The organism is Microbulbifer mixtoriginis (SeqCode) (assembly GCF_052468275.1).
Genome location: NZ_CP174341.1, coordinates 1170344 through 1186468 on the forward strand (window position 1 = coordinate 1170344; position 16125 = coordinate 1186468).

At 46.6% G+C, this 16125-nt stretch carries 12 protein-coding genes; 9 read left to right on the forward strand and 3 right to left on the reverse strand.

Going from position 1 to position 16125, the window contains the following annotated elements; genetic code table 11:
* Positions 1-810: 810 nt before the first annotated feature.
* The 3 genes from ACJJIC_RS05240 to ACJJIC_RS05250 are packed head-to-tail and all read left to right on the forward strand — an operon-like array spanning position 811 to position 5160.
* Positions 811-3168: an efflux RND transporter permease subunit gene (locus ACJJIC_RS05240; RefSeq protein ID WP_444910655.1), complete on the forward strand. Its 2358-nt coding sequence runs from the start codon at positions 811-813 to the stop codon at positions 3166-3168.
* On the forward strand, positions 3149-3964 hold the full coding sequence (locus tag ACJJIC_RS05245) for an outer membrane lipoprotein-sorting protein (RefSeq protein ID WP_444887356.1): 816 nt from the start codon (positions 3149-3151) through the stop codon (positions 3962-3964). Before ACJJIC_RS05240 ends, ACJJIC_RS05245 begins: the two co-directional genes overlap by 20 nt.
* Positions 3965-3975: 11 nt before the next feature.
* Positions 3976-5160 (forward strand): hypothetical protein, encoded by a 1185-nt coding sequence (locus ACJJIC_RS05250; RefSeq protein ID WP_444889241.1) that lies wholly within the window; start codon positions 3976-3978, stop codon positions 5158-5160.
* Between the two features lie 69 nt (positions 5161-5229).
* Here the strand turns inward: ACJJIC_RS05250 and ACJJIC_RS05255 are convergent, their stop codons facing one another.
* A complete protein-coding gene (locus ACJJIC_RS05255; RefSeq protein WP_445356558.1) occupies positions 5230-5823 on the reverse strand; it encodes a TetR/AcrR family transcriptional regulator in 594 nt (197 codons plus the stop codon).
* A gap of 340 nt (positions 5824-6163) precedes the next feature.
* Here ACJJIC_RS05255 and ACJJIC_RS05260 point away from each other — a divergent pair, with 340 nt between their 5' ends.
* The 6 genes from ACJJIC_RS05260 to ACJJIC_RS05285 all read left to right on the forward strand — a co-directional run bounded on the left by ACJJIC_RS05260 (position 6164) and on the right by ACJJIC_RS05285 (position 13554).
* On the forward strand, positions 6164-6460 hold the full coding sequence (locus ACJJIC_RS05260) for a hypothetical protein (RefSeq protein ID WP_445356559.1): 297 nt from the start codon (positions 6164-6166) through the stop codon (positions 6458-6460).
* A gap of 60 nt (positions 6461-6520) precedes the next feature.
* On the forward strand, positions 6521-6832 hold the full coding sequence (locus ACJJIC_RS05265) for a cupin domain-containing protein (RefSeq protein WP_444910653.1): 312 nt from the start codon (positions 6521-6523) through the stop codon (positions 6830-6832).
* A gap of 412 nt (positions 6833-7244) precedes the next feature.
* Complete coding sequence (locus ACJJIC_RS05270; RefSeq protein WP_444887351.1) at positions 7245-7553, forward strand: DUF1272 domain-containing protein; 309 nt, start codon at positions 7245-7247, stop codon at positions 7551-7553.
* Positions 7554-7781: 228 nt separating this feature from the next.
* Complete coding sequence (gene glk, locus ACJJIC_RS05275; protein ID WP_252083507.1) at positions 7782-8744, forward strand: glucokinase; 963 nt, start codon at positions 7782-7784, stop codon at positions 8742-8744.
* A gap of 314 nt (positions 8745-9058) precedes the next feature.
* Complete coding sequence (locus ACJJIC_RS05280) at positions 9059-11899, forward strand: TonB-dependent receptor (RefSeq protein ID WP_444910652.1); 2841 nt, start codon at positions 9059-9061, stop codon at positions 11897-11899.
* 134 nt (positions 11900-12033) lie between these two features.
* Positions 12034-13554 (forward strand): tryptophan halogenase family protein, encoded by a 1521-nt coding sequence (locus ACJJIC_RS05285; RefSeq protein WP_444910651.1) that lies wholly within the window; start codon positions 12034-12036, stop codon positions 13552-13554.
* A 151-nt stretch (positions 13555-13705) separates the two neighbouring features.
* On the opposite strand, the gene ACJJIC_RS05290 is transcribed toward ACJJIC_RS05285, so the two are convergent.
* Entirely contained in the window at positions 13706-14005 is a 300-nt protein-coding gene (locus tag ACJJIC_RS05290; protein ID WP_444910650.1) for a hypothetical protein, read from the reverse strand.
* A gap of 55 nt (positions 14006-14060) precedes the next feature.
* The gene (locus tag ACJJIC_RS05295) at positions 14061-15995 is read right to left on the reverse strand and encodes a VCBS domain-containing protein (RefSeq protein WP_445356560.1); all 1935 of its coding nucleotides are present in this window, start codon (positions 15993-15995) and stop codon (positions 14061-14063) included.
* Between the last annotated feature and the right edge of the window lie 130 nt (positions 15996-16125).

The window sequence follows — 16125 nt, forward strand, 5'->3', positions numbered from 1 at the left end:
GTCGCCCGATTCTAACCCAGATTTTGCGCAACCGACTCCCTCGAGCTGGTTTGCCTTTACATATTTTGAAATTCCGTTGTTGACATGATGAACCGAACGGTTCAAGATGTTCTGCATAGATTGTGGAAAGAGCTGTAACCACAGGGCAATGAGGATGACAGGAGGTTCTCAAGATTTTCACGAGACTGGGTGATACTGATTGGTCATGGATTTGGCAAGCTGTTGTGCTCTGTTTCAGTAGGCACAATGGAATATCGAGCAATATCTGCGGGGTCCAAGATTATTGGTATTGCTGACCAATCATTTTGGACCTTAATGCGCGATTAAAGTAATGATTGGGAAAAATCAGAATGATTTAACTTGTAGAGTGCTCTATTTTTTTCTTAGAGGATAATTAACGAGTTAATTTATAGTGATAATAATAGGCAGGTTACTAATATATCTGTATGTCTTAGGCATATATAAATAATTATTCTATTTGTTGTTAGATTTACATCGACGTAAATTAGATATTTTCTTAACTCTGAAACCCTTCGGCAATCGCCTCTGTATTGGGGAGAGTAAGCTCTGCTTAATGATTGATTACTGCTAATTAAAAATAAGTGGTTCTTATAGCGTATAAAGTGATGATTTCTTATTGATGTCTCGGCCATATTTACGGTTTGGCTGATGGCATTAGTGTGCCTTTTTATCAAATTTTGTAGCTGATCATATTGGCTACTACGGGATTCTGTGGCCGTAAGTAAATACCCATTTGCTTAGGTTGTTGATTAATTATTTTCTATCAAGTTGTTTGAAGGAGCTGATTTAATGTCATCCCCCCAATTACCCTCGAATTGGGTCAGCCGTTATGCGGATTGGCTTATTCGATATCGATGGCTGGTAGCCATTGGCGCACTACTGTTAGCCTTCTTTGCGGTAAGCGGAGCAAGATTTCTGGGTTTCAACAATGATTACCGGGCATTCTTTAGTGAAGCTAATCCTCAACTACAAGCTTATGAGCAAATCCAGCGCACTTACACCAAGAATGACAATATTCTGTTTGCGGTAGTGCCTAAAGACGGAAATGCCTTTTCCAATGATGCCCTGGCAGCCGTAGAGGAGATGACGGAGAAATCCTGGTTGTTACCTTATGCGCTGCGGGTGGATTCAATTACCAACTTCCAGCACACCATTGCCGAGGAAGATGATCTCCTGGTACAGGACTTGGTGGAAAATGCCAGCAATTTAGATGCAGAAACCCTGGCCTCTATCAAGGCTGTAGCGCTGGCAGATCCCACCTTGAAGGAGCGCCTGGTAAATAGTGATGGTTCCGTTACAGGGATAAATATCACCTTCCAGCTTCCACAAAAATCCATGCATGAAACCCCTGAAGCGGCTGAAGCTGCACAGGCATTGATGGAAGAGATTGAAGAAAAATACGATGTAGAGGTCTATGCGACCGGTATTATTTTACTGAGTAATGCATTTTTTGAGGCCTCTCAGTCAGATATGAGCACCTTAGTTCCGCTCATGTACCTGGTGATTATTGCAGTTGTATTTTTGTTGGTGCGGAGCTTCAGTGCGACTTTTGCAGCGCTGTTGGTTATCGTCTTCTCCATGGCCGCAGGCATGGGTTTGGCCGGTTTTATCGGTGTTAAATTGACACCGCCATCCGCTTCTGCGCCCACCATTATTATGACTCTCGCAGTGGCGGATTCGATACATATATTGGTGAGTCTGTTTGCTGCAATGCGCCGTGGACTAAGCAAGCACGATGCAATTAAAGAGAGCTTGCAGCTCAACATGGGGCCTGTGTTCTTAACTTCGATCACTACCGCCATTGGCTTTCTGTCGATGAACTTTTCCGATGCGCCTCCCTTCCACGATCTGGGTAATATTACCGCGATGGGTGTGATGGTGGCCTTCTTCTTATCGGTTACCTTACTGCCTGCATTGATGGCGATACTGCCGGCCAAAAGTCGCGCCAGTGAATCCAAAATTGGACGCTCCATGGATACTCTGGGAGATTTTGTGATTCGCCGTCAGCGCCCGATACTACTGGCGGGAGTAATTGTCTCGTTGGGATTATTGGCAATGATTCCAAACAATGAGATTAATGATGACTTTGTTGGTTACTTTGATGAGTCTGTGGAGTTTCGAACTGATTCAGATTATATCAATGACAACCTCTCTGGTATTTACCAGCTGATTTACTCGATCGAATCCGGTGACAACAATGGTGTTAGCAATCCGGAGTTTCTTGCCAATCTGGAGCGTTTCACTGAGTGGATGCAGGCCCAGCCTGGGGTGCGCCATGTCAATACCATTGGCGATACTTTCAAGCGCTTGAACAAAAATCTGCATGCTGACGATCCTGCCTACTACAGGTTGCCTGAAGAGCAGGAATTGGCAGCCCAGTATTTGTTACTGTACGAGCTGTCTCTCCCCTATGGCTTGGATTTAAATAATCAGCTGAATGTGGCTAAGTCGTCGACGCAGATTATTGTAACTCTCGATAATCTCAAGTCGAAAGAACTCAAATCGGTAGCTGATGCCGGCAGTAATTGGCTGGAGAAAAACATTGGTGTAACTGCCTATGGCGTAGGTCCGGCGATCATGTTTGCCAATATTGCCGAGCGCAATATGGAGGGCATGTTGGTGGGCACTCTGGTTGCGCTGGTGTTAATTTCTGCACTGATTGGTATTGCCCTGCGCAGTGTCAAACTCGGTTTCTTAAGCTTAATTCCCAATTTGTTGCCGGCCGGCCTGGCATTTGGCCTCTGGGGTGCACTGGTAGCTGAAGTCAATGTGGCTGTCACTATGGTGACCGGTATGGCACTGGGTATTGTGGTAGATGATACAGTGCACTTCCTCAGTAAATACCTGCGCCAGCGCCGTGCAGGCTATAACGTGGAGGACGGACTGCGTTACGCCTTCTCTTCAGTGGGTGTAGCGATAGTTGTGACCTCAGTCATTCTGATTGCCGGATTTATGGTGTTGGCCCAGTCCTCCTTCGGTATGAATTCTTCCATGGCACTTCTGACCGCAATTTGCATTTTGATGGCCTTGCTGGCGGATTTCCTACTTCTTCCGATTCTCTTGATGAAGCTCGATGCCAAGGCATACGACCCCGCTATTACCCCTATTGAAAATAAGGAGCAAAACTATGCAACCCAGCCGCTCTAATAAACCGTTTTTGACACGGGCCCTAGCAGGTGCCCTGGCTCTGGCAGCTTTCTCTGTTTCTGCCAGTGAACTGGACCTGGCCGCAGAAAAAGGTCTGGAAATTGCCAAGGAGGCGGACCGCCGCGACTTGGGATTCGGTGATCTTAGCAACAGCCTTACAATGACCCTGCGCAATAAATATGGTGAGGAGAGTGTGCGGGCTATGCGCACTAAAACTCTGGAGCAGAAAAACGACGGTGATAAATCCCTGGTGATTTTTGACAACCCTCGGGATGTAAAGGGTACAGCATTTTTGTCCTTTACCCATAAAGTGGGCTCCGATGATCAGTGGCTCTATTTACCTGCTTTAAAGCGAGTAAAGCGTATTTCCTCCAGCAACAAGTCTGGCCCATTTATGGGTAGTGAATTCTCCTATGAAGATATCGCCTCACAGGAGGTGGAGAAGTACACCTACAAATATTTACGCAACGAGTCTTTCGATGGCCGCGATCACTTTGTTCTGGAGTTGGATCCGGTTGATCCTAAATCTGGTTATTCCATTCAACACCTTTGGGTTGATACAGAGGAGTACCGCGCATGGAGAACGGATTACTATGATCGAAAAGGGGACCTGATGAAGACCCTTACAATTTCCGACTACAACCAGTACGGCGATCAATACTGGCGAGCCAATAAAATGGAAATGGTTAATCACCAGACCGGTAAATCCACGGAGTTGTTGTATGGCGACTGGGTATTTGGCAATGGTTTTACCGATCGCGACTTCACCAAAAATAGTCTCTCCAGGGCGAAATAGGGATTGCGCCCATGGTTAACCAAAAAATACTCATTTTGTTGCCACTATTGGCGGCGCTGAGTCATACGGCTGGAGCGGATGAGTTGAGCGGTTATGCGGGCCTGGAGGCCCGCGCATTCACCGCAGCCCCTTTGGATTCAGCACAAAGTGATGCCGGTCTTTCTGCGTCTTTAAATCTCGAGTACTACCGGGATTTTGACGATGGAAACCAGCGTGTTGTGGCCAGTGTCTTTGGGCGCTGGGACAGTGAGGATAGCGATCGCAATCACGCGGATCTCGGCGAGCTTTACTGGTGGAAAGCTTACGATAGTTTCGAGCTTTACGCCGGGGTGCGCAAAGTATTTTGGGGAGTTACTGAAACCGTGCACTTGGTGGATGTGATTAACCAGGATGATGCACTGGAAAATATCGACGGTGAAGACAAGCTGGGCCAACCCATGATTAACCTCCTGATGGAGCGTGATTGGGGAACACTGGAAGTGTACGGTTTACTGGGTTTTCGCGAGCGTCAATTTGCTGGCCGGGAAGGGCGATTGCGTGCGCCGCTGCTGGTGGATGAGGATGCTGCGGTCTATCAATCTGACCGGGAGGAGAAGCATATAGATTGGGCCTTGCGTTACAGCCATGTACTTGGAGATTGGGACCTGGGCCTCAGCCATTTTTCCGGTACTAATCGGGATCCATTGTTATTGCTTACGGAAGATGGCTTGCTTGCGCCTTACTATGCACAGATCGATCAGACGGGTGTGGACATTCAAACTACCCGTGGAGATTGGTTGTGGAAGTTTGAAGCTATTTCATTTAAACCTCGCGGTGAAGATCGCCAGACAGCGGCTGTCGGTGGTTTCGAATATACATTTTATGGTATTGGCGAAACGGTCTCAGATCTTGGGGTATTAATGGAGTATCAATTTGATGATCGTACCGGACCTTGGTCTACGGCCAGTCAAAATGACATTGCGATAGGTGCGCGATACGCTCTCAATAATACTCAGGATACGGAGCTTTTATTTGCCGTAAGCACCGATTTGGATAACGGTAGTCGTTTTTCCAATCTGGAACTGACCCACCGACTTAATGATCGCTGGTTAATGGAAGCAGAAGCGCGTTTTTTCGGTAATGCCGATGAAGAAGACCCTACCTACAATTTGCGCAACGACGACTATTTTCAGTTGGAATTACGTCGCTATTTTTAAAAGTTAATTCTCACAGGAATACCCCCATTCCCACCCCAAAGAGGCAAGAAGTTTTGGGGTGGGCTTTTTTTAGGGAAGTGTATACTGGTCCAGAATTGTGGATAGCTGTTGGTAACTGTTTTTGCCTGCTGTGGTACTGCCCGTGCCTTTATTCAGGGCCACTACGCCACGGTTTACCGCCATAACCATCGCGGCGAGGGCGGCACAATCGACACCGGCCTGCAATTGGCCATCGTCAATAGCCTTTTGCATACGGGTTTCGATCCGGTTCAGCATATCATTGGTACCCTTGGCTACCAGGTCAGCGAGAAATCCTTCACTGGCACCCACCTCCATTGCTGCCATAGTAGCGATACAGCCTTCAGGAGTTTCAGAGCTCTCCATACCAGACTGAAGCATTTCCAGGAAGCCGCCCATGGCTGTGCGGAAGTTCGGGTGGTTCAAGGTATCCATAGCATCGCAGGCGTATTGGGTGTGGAAATGTTCCAGACAGCGGCCATACAACCCTTCCTTGCTTTGGAAGGTGTTGTAGATACTGGATTTATTCAGTCCCATGGCCGATTCAAGATCCGACAAGGAAGTTGCTTTGTAGCCTTTTTCCCAGAAAACGCGCATGGCCTTGTCTAGTACTTGTGACTCATCGAACTGCTTGCGCCCACTCATTTATCGTTACCAAACCTCAAAAAAATGATAGTGACATATCAATCTGGGGTGGGCAAGACGAGAGGGGGAGAGTCTCGAAATTATAGGGGTAAATAGGTTTTGGCATGAATAATCCAGCGGATTTGCCGCTCCATGAATAGGTGGTCAGCTTATTTTGTACAAAGGCCTGGTGCTGACTAATGGGCCCCTTTTAACTGGTTGCTCTTAAGTGACCAGCTCGTCTTAACCTTTGATTGTTGTTGCCCCGAGGTGGAGTCAGGGCTACCTGCTTGCGGTTCCTAAAAATAGATATTTAACCTATGATTTCGGCCGCGAATGAATAGAGAAGGAATAGGAAATTATGGGTATTTTTGATAAAGCCAAGGAACTCGGTGAAAGGGTCAATGAGTCCGTAACCGCTTTTAGCAGTGATGAAGTAATAGACAATACCGTTATCAAAGCGGTTGAGAAGCAGGAGAAGGTGAATGCCATTCTCAAAGCCAGGGGATGCAATTATCGTGTTGCGGACATCGATCTGGGGATGGGCATTCCACCAACAGTGACTTTTGGGGTGAGGCGAGTTGATGAGCTGGCAGAAAAAAAGGCTAATGAAAATGGTGTCATGACTTCACCTGCGCCTGAAGAACCCGCCTTATAGTTACCGACTCTCTCAATGACGGTTCCGGAAATTTTATAAAGCGATATTGGAATAAACATTATGAGAATAGTGCGTAGCAGAAAATTTACCGGTAGTAAGCCCTGGGAATCGCAACTTATCGCAAATATGAACGGGATTACCACTAAACTGCATTGGACTAATAAACCTTATATTTGGCATATCAATGATGGCCAGGAAGTCTTTGCTGTTCTCGATGGTCAAGTAGAAATGTTTTACAAAGTGGCAGGTAGAACCGAATCGGAACTTCTTGGACCTGGTGATATATTCCACGCTTCCGAGGGTACGGAACATGTAGCTCATCCTGTTGGTGAGGCTCGCATTCTGGTTGTGGAATCTGAGGGAAGTGTTTAGATAAATCTTTTTCTTTCTGAAAAAAACACATTTTACTAGAAATTATTCTTGATTATGTGCGACTGTGATTAACCCTTACGAAGCTGATTGCCTAGGTCGGGAAGCGAAATATTAACTGCTGTGTATTCCGTTCCGCACGTATATGACGGATTATGACGATTTATTGTCATTTTTATACCATTATTTTTGCAAAATTTGCGATAATATTGGCGGTTTTCTTTGAGCGTTCTTATTTGTCCCGGTTGGGAAAGCAGTCTGTATTTTTTGCAAAAAAAAGGGTGGTTTTTTCTTTGCCTGATATGACGAAATATGGATCACCTAAAAATTTCGGATTGGTAAATTTATCCACATAAACAGTAAGTAATGAAAACGATTGTTGTCAAAAATTTCTAACCAATAAAGGGAGTCTAGAATGCTGGAATTAAGACCGAATTGTGAGAGTTGCGATAAAGATCTCCCCCCTAATTCTGTAGAGGCGATGATCTGTACTTATGAGTGTACCTTTTGTAAGTCCTGTGTTGAGGAGATTTTGAGCAATGTCTGTCCCAATTGTGGTGGTGGATTTTGCCCTCGTCCGGTACGGCCGCAAGTGGCGAGACGCCAAGGGGTGGGGATTCAATTTCAGCCTGCATCGCAAAAGCGGGTTTTGAGTCGCTACAGTAAAGAGGAGATGCGAGATTTTGCTGCATCGCTGAAGGCGGTAGCCCCAGAGGCGCGCTAAAGTTTTGCTTAAACTTAAATAAGCTCTTTCCTGTGACCAATCAAAAGCTTGCAGTCTAATTATTGTGGTTACTCGGTATTTTACTGCAAATATGTCAGAGGCTCTCTGGGTTAACCGGTTTCTTTTTGGGTTGAATGGTCCGGTAGGAATACTTTTGGGGCTGGCAATATCTTCTCTGACACCGTAACTTATATTCCTTTTTTTTTGGGGATCTGAACAGGGATAACTATGACGAGTATCGTAGCGGATATCGGCGGCACCAACGCCCGTTTTGCGATAGCCAAGCCAATTGCAGAGGGCTATCAGCTAGAGGGGCTGAAAGTAGTGGACTGCAAACGCTTTGAAGGATTTGATGCTGCGTTGCAGCATTGGCTCGATAGCCTCGATCAACCCAGGCCAGAGAAAGTGTGTATTGCTGCTGCAGGCCCGCTGGAGAAGACTCCCTCTGGAAAGCGCGTTTATATGACCAACCTGGGCTGGAGCATTGATGCAACGGCCCTGGCCGAGGAATTTCAGTTCCCCCATCTGGAGCTGATTAATGATTTTGCCGCGCTGGCTCAGTCACTACCGCGCCTGTCCAGTAGTGATTATACCGTGCTGAGGGATGTGCCTCGTCCACAGGGTGCGCCCATGGTAGTACTGGGTCCGGGAACCGGCCTTGGCGTGGCAGGCCTAGCCGAGGCAGATGGCCGCTATCATGTGCTTGCCGGCGAGGGTGGCCATGCCAACCTGACAGTATCCACTGAACGCGAACTGCAACTGCTACAGATCCTGATGAAGAGCCGCTGTCCGGTTTTTAATGAGTGGGTTCTTTCTGGCAGCGGATTGGTGAACCTTTACCGAGCCGTGTGTGAGTTAAATGGCCGTACTCCTGAGGCACTGACACCGCCGGATGTGAGCGCCCGTGGCCTGGATAATACCGATCCTATGTGTCGTGAAACCCTGCTGGATTTCCTCAATTTCCTTGGCAGTGCCGCGGGAGATGCTGCGCTGTATATGGGGGCTCGCGGTGGTGTTTTCCTGGGAGGGGGCATCCTGCCTCGGATCGCTGAGCTACTGCCAGAAAGTGAGTTCGAACAGCGCTTCCTTAACAAGGGTCGGGTTGCACCGTGGCTGGAAGCCGTGCCGGTATATGCCTTGAATGCCGGTTACCAAGCTCTAATCGGTGCTGCGGTGCAGTTAGAAGGCTGATTTGCCTATTTTGCCCCTGAAAAGAGGAGATCAACCATTTCGGGGGCGCTACAAAAATAGTTGAGAGGATACTCAGGACCCCCTTACCCCTGGCCTCCAGGAGGTTTCACAGTGTTGAAGCTATAAATCCCTTTTTCGCCTTTCCTGTCAGGTATCTTTTACGTTAACTCTATCGCGTACAATTAAGCGGCATTGCCGCGTGACAGCAGTCACAGTTTCTCCCACCTCCTCCCCCCTCAGGGGAGGATGTTATGGATTAGGGGCCGCCCTAGGATGCAGGGTCTCAACATAACGATAAGTCCAGGGAGAAGATGATGAGTCTATCCAATAAAGGTAAAGGGGCGCTCAGACCCACTTTGCTATCTGCTGCCATCGCGGCCTCCGTGTCCACCTCGGTTGGGGCCTATGCGCAGGAGCAGGAAACACTGGAAGAAGTAACAGTTACCGGTATTCGCACCAGCGTTTTGGACTCCGTTGAAGCCAAGCGCGCCGCCGATGTGGTGGCCGATGTGGTAGATGCGGGCGCTCTGTCATCTCTTCCCGACCAATCAATCGCCGATGCCTTGGGCCGCTTGCCCGGCGTAACCACCGTGCGATCCAACGGTCAGTCCTCACAGCTAAATATCCGCGGTATGAACGGCGACTTCCTGCAGACCACCCTGAATGGTCGTGAGCAGGCCTCTACCAGTGGATATACCGAAAGTACTCGCTGGATATCTTTTGACCAGTACCCAGCTGAGCTGATTAATCAGGCCGCGGTCTACAAGACTCCGAAAGCCTCTCATATTGAAGGTGGTGTAGCGGGCTCTGTAGAGCTGAAAACAGCCAATCCTCTCGACGCCGAGAAAGAACACAACTTTAATGCCAATGTGCGTATGTCGTTTAACGACGCAGCAGACGATGTCGGTGCCGACGAATTCGGTGAGCGCGTCACGCTGTCGTACATGGGTAAATTTATGGATGACAAGGTGGGCGTCGCCCTGGGTTATTCCCACCTTGAGCAGCCGAACAACTTTACCAAAGCTCGTGCAGGTGCTGACGATCAGCTCGGATATTTCACTGGAACTACGGAAGATGAAGAGGAAGTAAATGTACCTCGAGCCTACCAATGGCAGGCTGGAACAGGTACAGATACTCGCGATGGCTATCTGGCCAGTGTTGTATTCCAGCCTACAGATAACTTCAAGGCTCAGCTTGACTATTTCAAGTCTGAATTTGAACGGATTGATACTCGCCACGGTATTACTGTTGGCAATTTAGAAAAGACCGATGGTTACACCCTTAATGGAATGGTAAATGGGGGAGTTGCAACCTCAGGCACGGCAACTGTCACCGATACAACTATTGGTCCCTGGTTTGAAGCGCGCTCTGAAGATCAATCCACCCAGGCAGACAGCGACAGTATTGGCTTGAATTTGGAGTGGAGTTTTGCTGATCAGCATACTTTAACTTTCGATTATTCATACAGCGAAGGCACCAAGACTCGCAAGGACCAGATTGTGTCCATGCATGCGTATGATTTGGGGTATGACGGTAGCGGTGAACTGGAGACTTGGCAGGAATCGGCAAATCAAAGCTTTGCTTACTCAATGAAAGGTGATGGTATACCTTCAGCTGCTTTTACTGGGGTAGATTTTACTGACCTGGATACCATGCGTCTTTCTCGATATGAAGAGTATCCTCACGAGTACACTGACGAGGTTGAAGCCTTCAAACTGGACTACCAATTTGATTTGGAATGGGGAGCGATCGCCTCTATTGAAGCTGGTCTTCGTTACTCTGAGAGAACTTTTGATTCTGACCGTGGAACCTTCCTGTATGGTAGTCGCGATGGGCAGTATAACGGTTACTGTGAAGACAACCTTTCAGAAATTGAATGTATGCCACAGGAGCTGGATGGTTTCGTAAAAGTTCAATCCGTTGAAGGTGCTCCCGATCATTTCGTTATCACTGACATGGATGGTCTTGCGTCAAGCATTTTTGGTGCTGGTAACTACCATGGTGTAAAAACTTTCAGTAATGGTAAGGATTGGACTTACATTGAGTCCGGTGCAGTAACTGAAGAAGTGTTCGCCTACTATGCGATGGCGAATATTGATACCCAATTGGGAAGTATACCCGTAACCGGTAACTTTGGAGTGCGTGTTGTCGAAACAGACGTTAAATCAAAGGGTATCCAAAAAATAGGTGATGGCCTTGGTACCGCGATCACTGATGATCTGGGTGTGACTAGCACCGACTATGGTCATGTCGAGTATGGCCCTGAATATACTGATACCTTGCCTTCATTAAATTTAAACTTTGAGTTATCAGAACAAGATTACATTCGCTTCGCTGCTGCAAAAGTTATGGGGCGCCCACCGGTTGGTCAGCTAAAGGGCGGTGCAGGTTCTTGGAACTCAGCGGGAGAGAATGATTATAATGTTTGGACCAAAGGATCTCCCTACCTCGATCCCTTCCGTGCGAATCAATTTGACTTAGCTTATGAACACTACTTTGAAGATGGTGGCGCGGTTACTGCAGCAATCTTCTGGAAAGATATCGAGAGCCTGATCGAGAAGCAGTATATTTACCTCGACAGCCAATCTGAGCGTACAGCCTTGTTTGAATCTTTAGGTATCGATGTTCCGGAAGGCTTTGAAGCTGGTGCATTTGAAACCTACGTGAATAATAATAAGGGTGGCTATATTCGCGGCATTGAGCTGGCTGGTACCAAAACCTTTGATCAGCTCCCAGGAATTCTATCTGGGCTAGGTATGACCGCTAGTTATTCTTACACAGAAAGTGAGACTGAGGTTACCGGTGGTAATCTCGCTGGCGAGACAATGCCTTTGCCAGGCCTGTCTGAGAACGTCTGGAGTACTACAGTATTTTGGGATGTTGGGAACTTCAGCAGTCATGTAAATGTGCGCTATAGAGACGAATTTACAGAAGTAATGCCAATCCCTGGTAGCTCTACAGTAGTTCCGGCTCGTGAATATACAACTGTGGATGCACAAATATCCTATGCCTTTGATAATGGTATTGATGTTGTTTTATCCGGTAATAACTTGACGAATGAAGCTGATGTGAAATCTTATGGCGTAGATGGCGTCCTCGGTGAATACACTGAGTTTGGGCGTCAGTTCTACCTCGGCTTGAATTATAGCTACTAAGTATCGCTGATTCTTTCGGTGTAAAACTGAAGGTGTGATAAGAAACCGCCCGCTGAGCTACGCTTGCCGGGCGGTTTTTTTTAAATATTAAAGGGCCCGACAATAAGTGCGGTGCCGAATTTTTGAGAGTCGCCATGAGCAATCAATGTAAAAAAATAATTATTCTTGGCGGGGGTACCGCTGGCTGGATAACCGCCAATCTGATGGCGACCCATTGGCAGAATAAAGGGTTTGAAATCACCCTGGTGGAATCACCGGATATTGGAATTATCGGTGTGGGGGAGGGATCAACTCCGCCACTAAAGGGTTTTATGGAGACTATAGGAGTTAGCGAATCGGAGTGGATGCCTGCTTGTAACGCTACTTACAAGGTCGGTATTACCTTTAGGGAGTGGTCGGTCAAACCGGGCTTTACCGAGTATGTTCATCCCTTTGTCGGCCAGCCGGACCAATTTACTATCCCGGCATTTTTTCATAATAGTTATCTGCGCAGGAAGGGGGTTGACCTGGAGGGACACCCGGACCACTTCTTTCTGGCCACAGAGATGATCCGACAAAAATTATCTCCAGTCGCACCGGAAAACTTCCCTTTTGAAATTGCCTATGGTTACCATTTTGATTCTGGTTTATTGGGCCAGTTCCTGCGGGGTGTTGCCGAAAAAAAAGGCGTTCGCTATAAGGTGGCGACAGTGGCTGGCGCCATGCTCGATGCACAGGGAAATATTGATCACCTGAAAACTACTGATGGTGAGGTTCTCAAAGCGGATCTGTATGTGGACAGTTCCGGCTTCCGTGGAAGTCTTATACAACAATCCTTGAAGGTTCCTTTTATTAGTAGCGCTGATAGTCTGTTTAACGATTCTGCGGTTGTATTTGCTACGGACCAGGAAAGGGAGTATGCACCGCACACTATTTCTACTGCGATGAAATATGGCTGGGCCTGGAAAATCCCACTGACTAATCGCAATGGCAACGGCTATGTTTATAGCTCTCGCTTTGTCGACGATGACAAGGCAGAAACGGAATTTCGTGCTCACTTGGGGTTGTTGGACAGTGATGTCGAGGCGCGTAGATTAAAGTTCAAGGTGGGACGGGTTGCCCAACACTGGGCCAAGAACTGCTTGGCGGTGGGGCTCTCTCAGGGCTTTATTGAGCCTTTGGAGGCAACGGCGTTGGATATGGTTCAGGAGACTGTTGTGCGCTTTATAGAGGCCTATAACAATGGTGATCATACAGATAAGTATAGAGATGACTTTAATAATCGTATCAGCGCTCGTTTTGATGCGGTGCGGGACTATATCGTCTGTCACTACCGTATTAGTTCGAGAACAGATACGGATTATTGGATTGCCAATGGCACTAATGAAAAGATATCTCCCTCCCTGCGTTCAATCTTGATGTCCTGGATGGCAGGCAAGAATATTACTGATGAACTACTGGATCAAAAACTGGATGTCTATTTCCCGAATGTATCCTGGAATTGCCTGTTGACCGGGAAGGGTGTTTATCCGAGCCAGGAGCAATTACGATCGGGGAATGAACTCGCACATAAGTATAAAATTGAGGAGATCAAGGATTTTAATCGCCGTTGCGCCCTTAATTTTAAATCTCATTTACAGCAGCTTCATTTATTGTCGTTGGGAGATGGTGGCTGAATTAATGGGAAGTGTAAAAAGCCCTGCAATAGGCAGGGCTAAAAATCGATAAGAAGTAAGTGCTTAGGTTTAGGATTCCACTTTCACGATCTAAAAATAATTTGCAAAAGAAACTCAAGCGCTGGTTTGCTGTTAGGGTAAGCCATCCGGATTATTCCTCTACTGCGGCTTTAAGTTTTTGTGTTTCCCGGATGTGTAGCATACGTCTTTCACCACGCTCACCGCGAATCTTTATTCGGTCTCCAGATTTCATGCCCTTGCGTTTTAATTCATCTACTTCAATAAAATAGTAGTGGCCACTTTGCTCATCTTTCAAGGCGAAGCGTCTTTCTACTTTCCCAGTCTCAAAATCTTCAGAGATGATTTCCTCCAGGGTTCCAGTTACAACCTCTTCTGCTTGAGCAAAGAAAGTGAGAGTCAACCCCGCGATCAGTGTAAAAATTCTTAACATAATATTTATCCTTTTAATAACCATTCTGATTGGAATAGATCAAGTTGCTCAGAAACTATTGTCCATAGCTTACATTAACAACAGCTGATTTACTGGAAGAGTTCTTAGATTTATATGTAATTGAGAGCCCAATTTTTGAGTCGGTAAAGCTGTCACCTGGTTGTTCAAGTACAGCAACATGGTTGGATGTTCTACCATTAAGATAATGAACGGTTACTGAACCTTCAAATTGTGATCGTGGGTTAAGTATATCGTGAGCTATGTGATAGTTGACGTAATAATGATTTCCGCCATTTTGGCTGCCAGCACTTTCTATCTTCAGCTGTTGAGGCAGAGAGCCGGATAGCTCTCCGGCTGTTAATTCAATGGCTTCTAATTCTAAATCTTGGGAGGAGGGGACAACTTGCTCAACAGTTTTGGTGTACTCAGGAAAGAGATCATACCATTTCATATACTCTCGGTGAGCACTGCCAAATAATCTTGATTGGGATCGGTTGCCCATGAGGGAGCCATCAGTACCGTATTCGCTATCACCACTGTCGTTAGTGTCTCCATCATTATTACTGTCGAGGCCTGCATGGTTGAGGCCAATATTGTGACCTAATTCATGTCCCATAACATTTTGATCAGAGAAGGAAGCGACCAGGCTCATACCACCTCCGACACTGGCGATGCCTGCACCGACAAGACCTGCTCTGTAAGATGCATTTGGGTAAATAAAAACTTGATGACGCCAGTTGCGCAGATTTAGGGGTTTGCCATTCTCATCAAAAAGATTGTCTGTTGCCCATTGATAAGCCTTATCACGCCATTCAAAGCCACCATCTGTATACTCCCCTTCTTGGCCGGCCTGTGCTCGGGCAACAGCATTTTCTATACTCAAGATTCCGCCATTTTCACTATCGGGAATGTCGAAGACGATGCAATCCAGTGAAGTTTCTTCCTTGCCTTGCTCACCGTAACAATAGTGCTGTAATGACTTATCCTTGACACGATGGCGAAGGAACTTGAGTTGTCCGAAAGAGTTTTCTCTATAAGCATTATCGAGTGAATCTACATCATTGAATACAGTGTTAGCTATATGAGTAAGATCGCCCTGGTCTGTTGCAGCCCCATCGGAGAAGTTCATTAGAATAAATACAATGCTGCTCTCTGTCGGATCTATAGTAGCTACAGTAAATGTAACCGACTGCTCTACACCATCCGTTAAGTGGAATTTGATGGTATCTTCTACTGTTTCACCTTCTTTCAAGTTATTAGTGTTGTTATTAAGAGTGTAATCCCAGCCTCCGTTATTGGAAACTTTAAATTCGCCATAATTGCCAGAGAAGGTGCCTTCGACAAATTTCGGAGTATCGCCATCGATATCCTCTATTATCATAATTCCTTGAGCGTGCTCCCTACTATCTACAACCATTTTTGCGAGAGGTGAACCTGGATCAAATGTATAGGGATCATCAGTTCCAGTTATGGATATGGTTATGGTTGTGGTTTCTTCGTTACTGCCAAAACCAACTGTGAACTTATCTGTGGCAATTTCATTAGCACTTAGTGGATCAGCAAGTTTACTATTTAGAGAGTAGTTCCAACTGCCATCTGAGGAAACTTTGAGGTTGCCATACTTTCCCTGAAGGTTTGACTCCTCAAAATTTTGATTGGCTTTAGAGCTATCACTCAACTGGCCGGAAACTGAGGTTTTTATATCTTCAGTGACAATCCCTTCACCGCCAGTGATCACCCCTGGTGCATCCTTATCACTGTCTGTGTCTGTGTCTGTGTCTGTGTCTGTGTCTGTGTCTGTGTCTGTGTCTGTGTCTGTGTCTGTGTCTGTGTCTGTGTCTGTGTCTGTATCAGTGCCTGTACTTGTATCACCACTTACAGGGTTGCCACCATTGTTACTGTCATTATCGGAGCCTCCCCCTCCCCCTCCACAGGCTGTAAGAAAAGCGGATAAACTTATGGCTGTAAGTAACTTTAATGACTCGTTCATGTCTGTCCCGATCGATTCGATTACATTTGGTATAATTCGGACCGAATTATAGGGAGGCCAGCTTATTATTCTGTGAAGTCAGATAAATATTTGAGGTTTCTACGGAAAGCTATGACACGGGTAAATTCTG

What these genes read in the sequence shown, in the direction of transcription:
- ACJJIC_RS05280 (WP_444910652.1), top strand. Translation starts at nt 9,059, where the DNA reads ATGAGTCTATCCAATAAAGGTAAAGGGGCGCTCAGACCCACTTTGCTA.
- ACJJIC_RS05255 (WP_445356558.1), bottom strand. Translation starts at nt 5,823, where the DNA reads ATGAGTGGGCGCAAGCAGTTCGATGAGTCACAAGTACTAGACAAGGCC.
- ACJJIC_RS05245 (WP_444887356.1), top strand. Translation starts at nt 3,149, where the DNA reads ATGCAACCCAGCCGCTCTAATAAACCGTTTTTGACACGGGCCCTAGCA.
- ACJJIC_RS05270 (WP_444887351.1), top strand. Translation starts at nt 7,245, where the DNA reads ATGCTGGAATTAAGACCGAATTGTGAGAGTTGCGATAAAGATCTCCCC.
- ACJJIC_RS05295 (WP_445356560.1), bottom strand. Translation starts at nt 15,995, where the DNA reads ATGAACGAGTCATTAAAGTTACTTACAGCCATAAGTTTATCCGCTTTT.
- ACJJIC_RS05260 (WP_445356559.1), top strand. Translation starts at nt 6,164, where the DNA reads ATGGGTATTTTTGATAAAGCCAAGGAACTCGGTGAAAGGGTCAATGAG.
- ACJJIC_RS05285 (WP_444910651.1), top strand. Translation starts at nt 12,034, where the DNA reads ATGAGCAATCAATGTAAAAAAATAATTATTCTTGGCGGGGGTACCGCT.
- glk (WP_252083507.1), top strand. Translation starts at nt 7,782, where the DNA reads ATGACGAGTATCGTAGCGGATATCGGCGGCACCAACGCCCGTTTTGCG.
- ACJJIC_RS05250 (WP_444889241.1), top strand. Translation starts at nt 3,976, where the DNA reads ATGGTTAACCAAAAAATACTCATTTTGTTGCCACTATTGGCGGCGCTG.
- ACJJIC_RS05265 (WP_444910653.1), top strand. Translation starts at nt 6,521, where the DNA reads ATGAGAATAGTGCGTAGCAGAAAATTTACCGGTAGTAAGCCCTGGGAA.
- ACJJIC_RS05240 (WP_444910655.1), top strand. Translation starts at nt 811, where the DNA reads ATGTCATCCCCCCAATTACCCTCGAATTGGGTCAGCCGTTATGCGGAT.
- ACJJIC_RS05290 (WP_444910650.1), bottom strand. Translation starts at nt 14,005, where the DNA reads ATGTTAAGAATTTTTACACTGATCGCGGGGTTGACTCTCACTTTCTTT.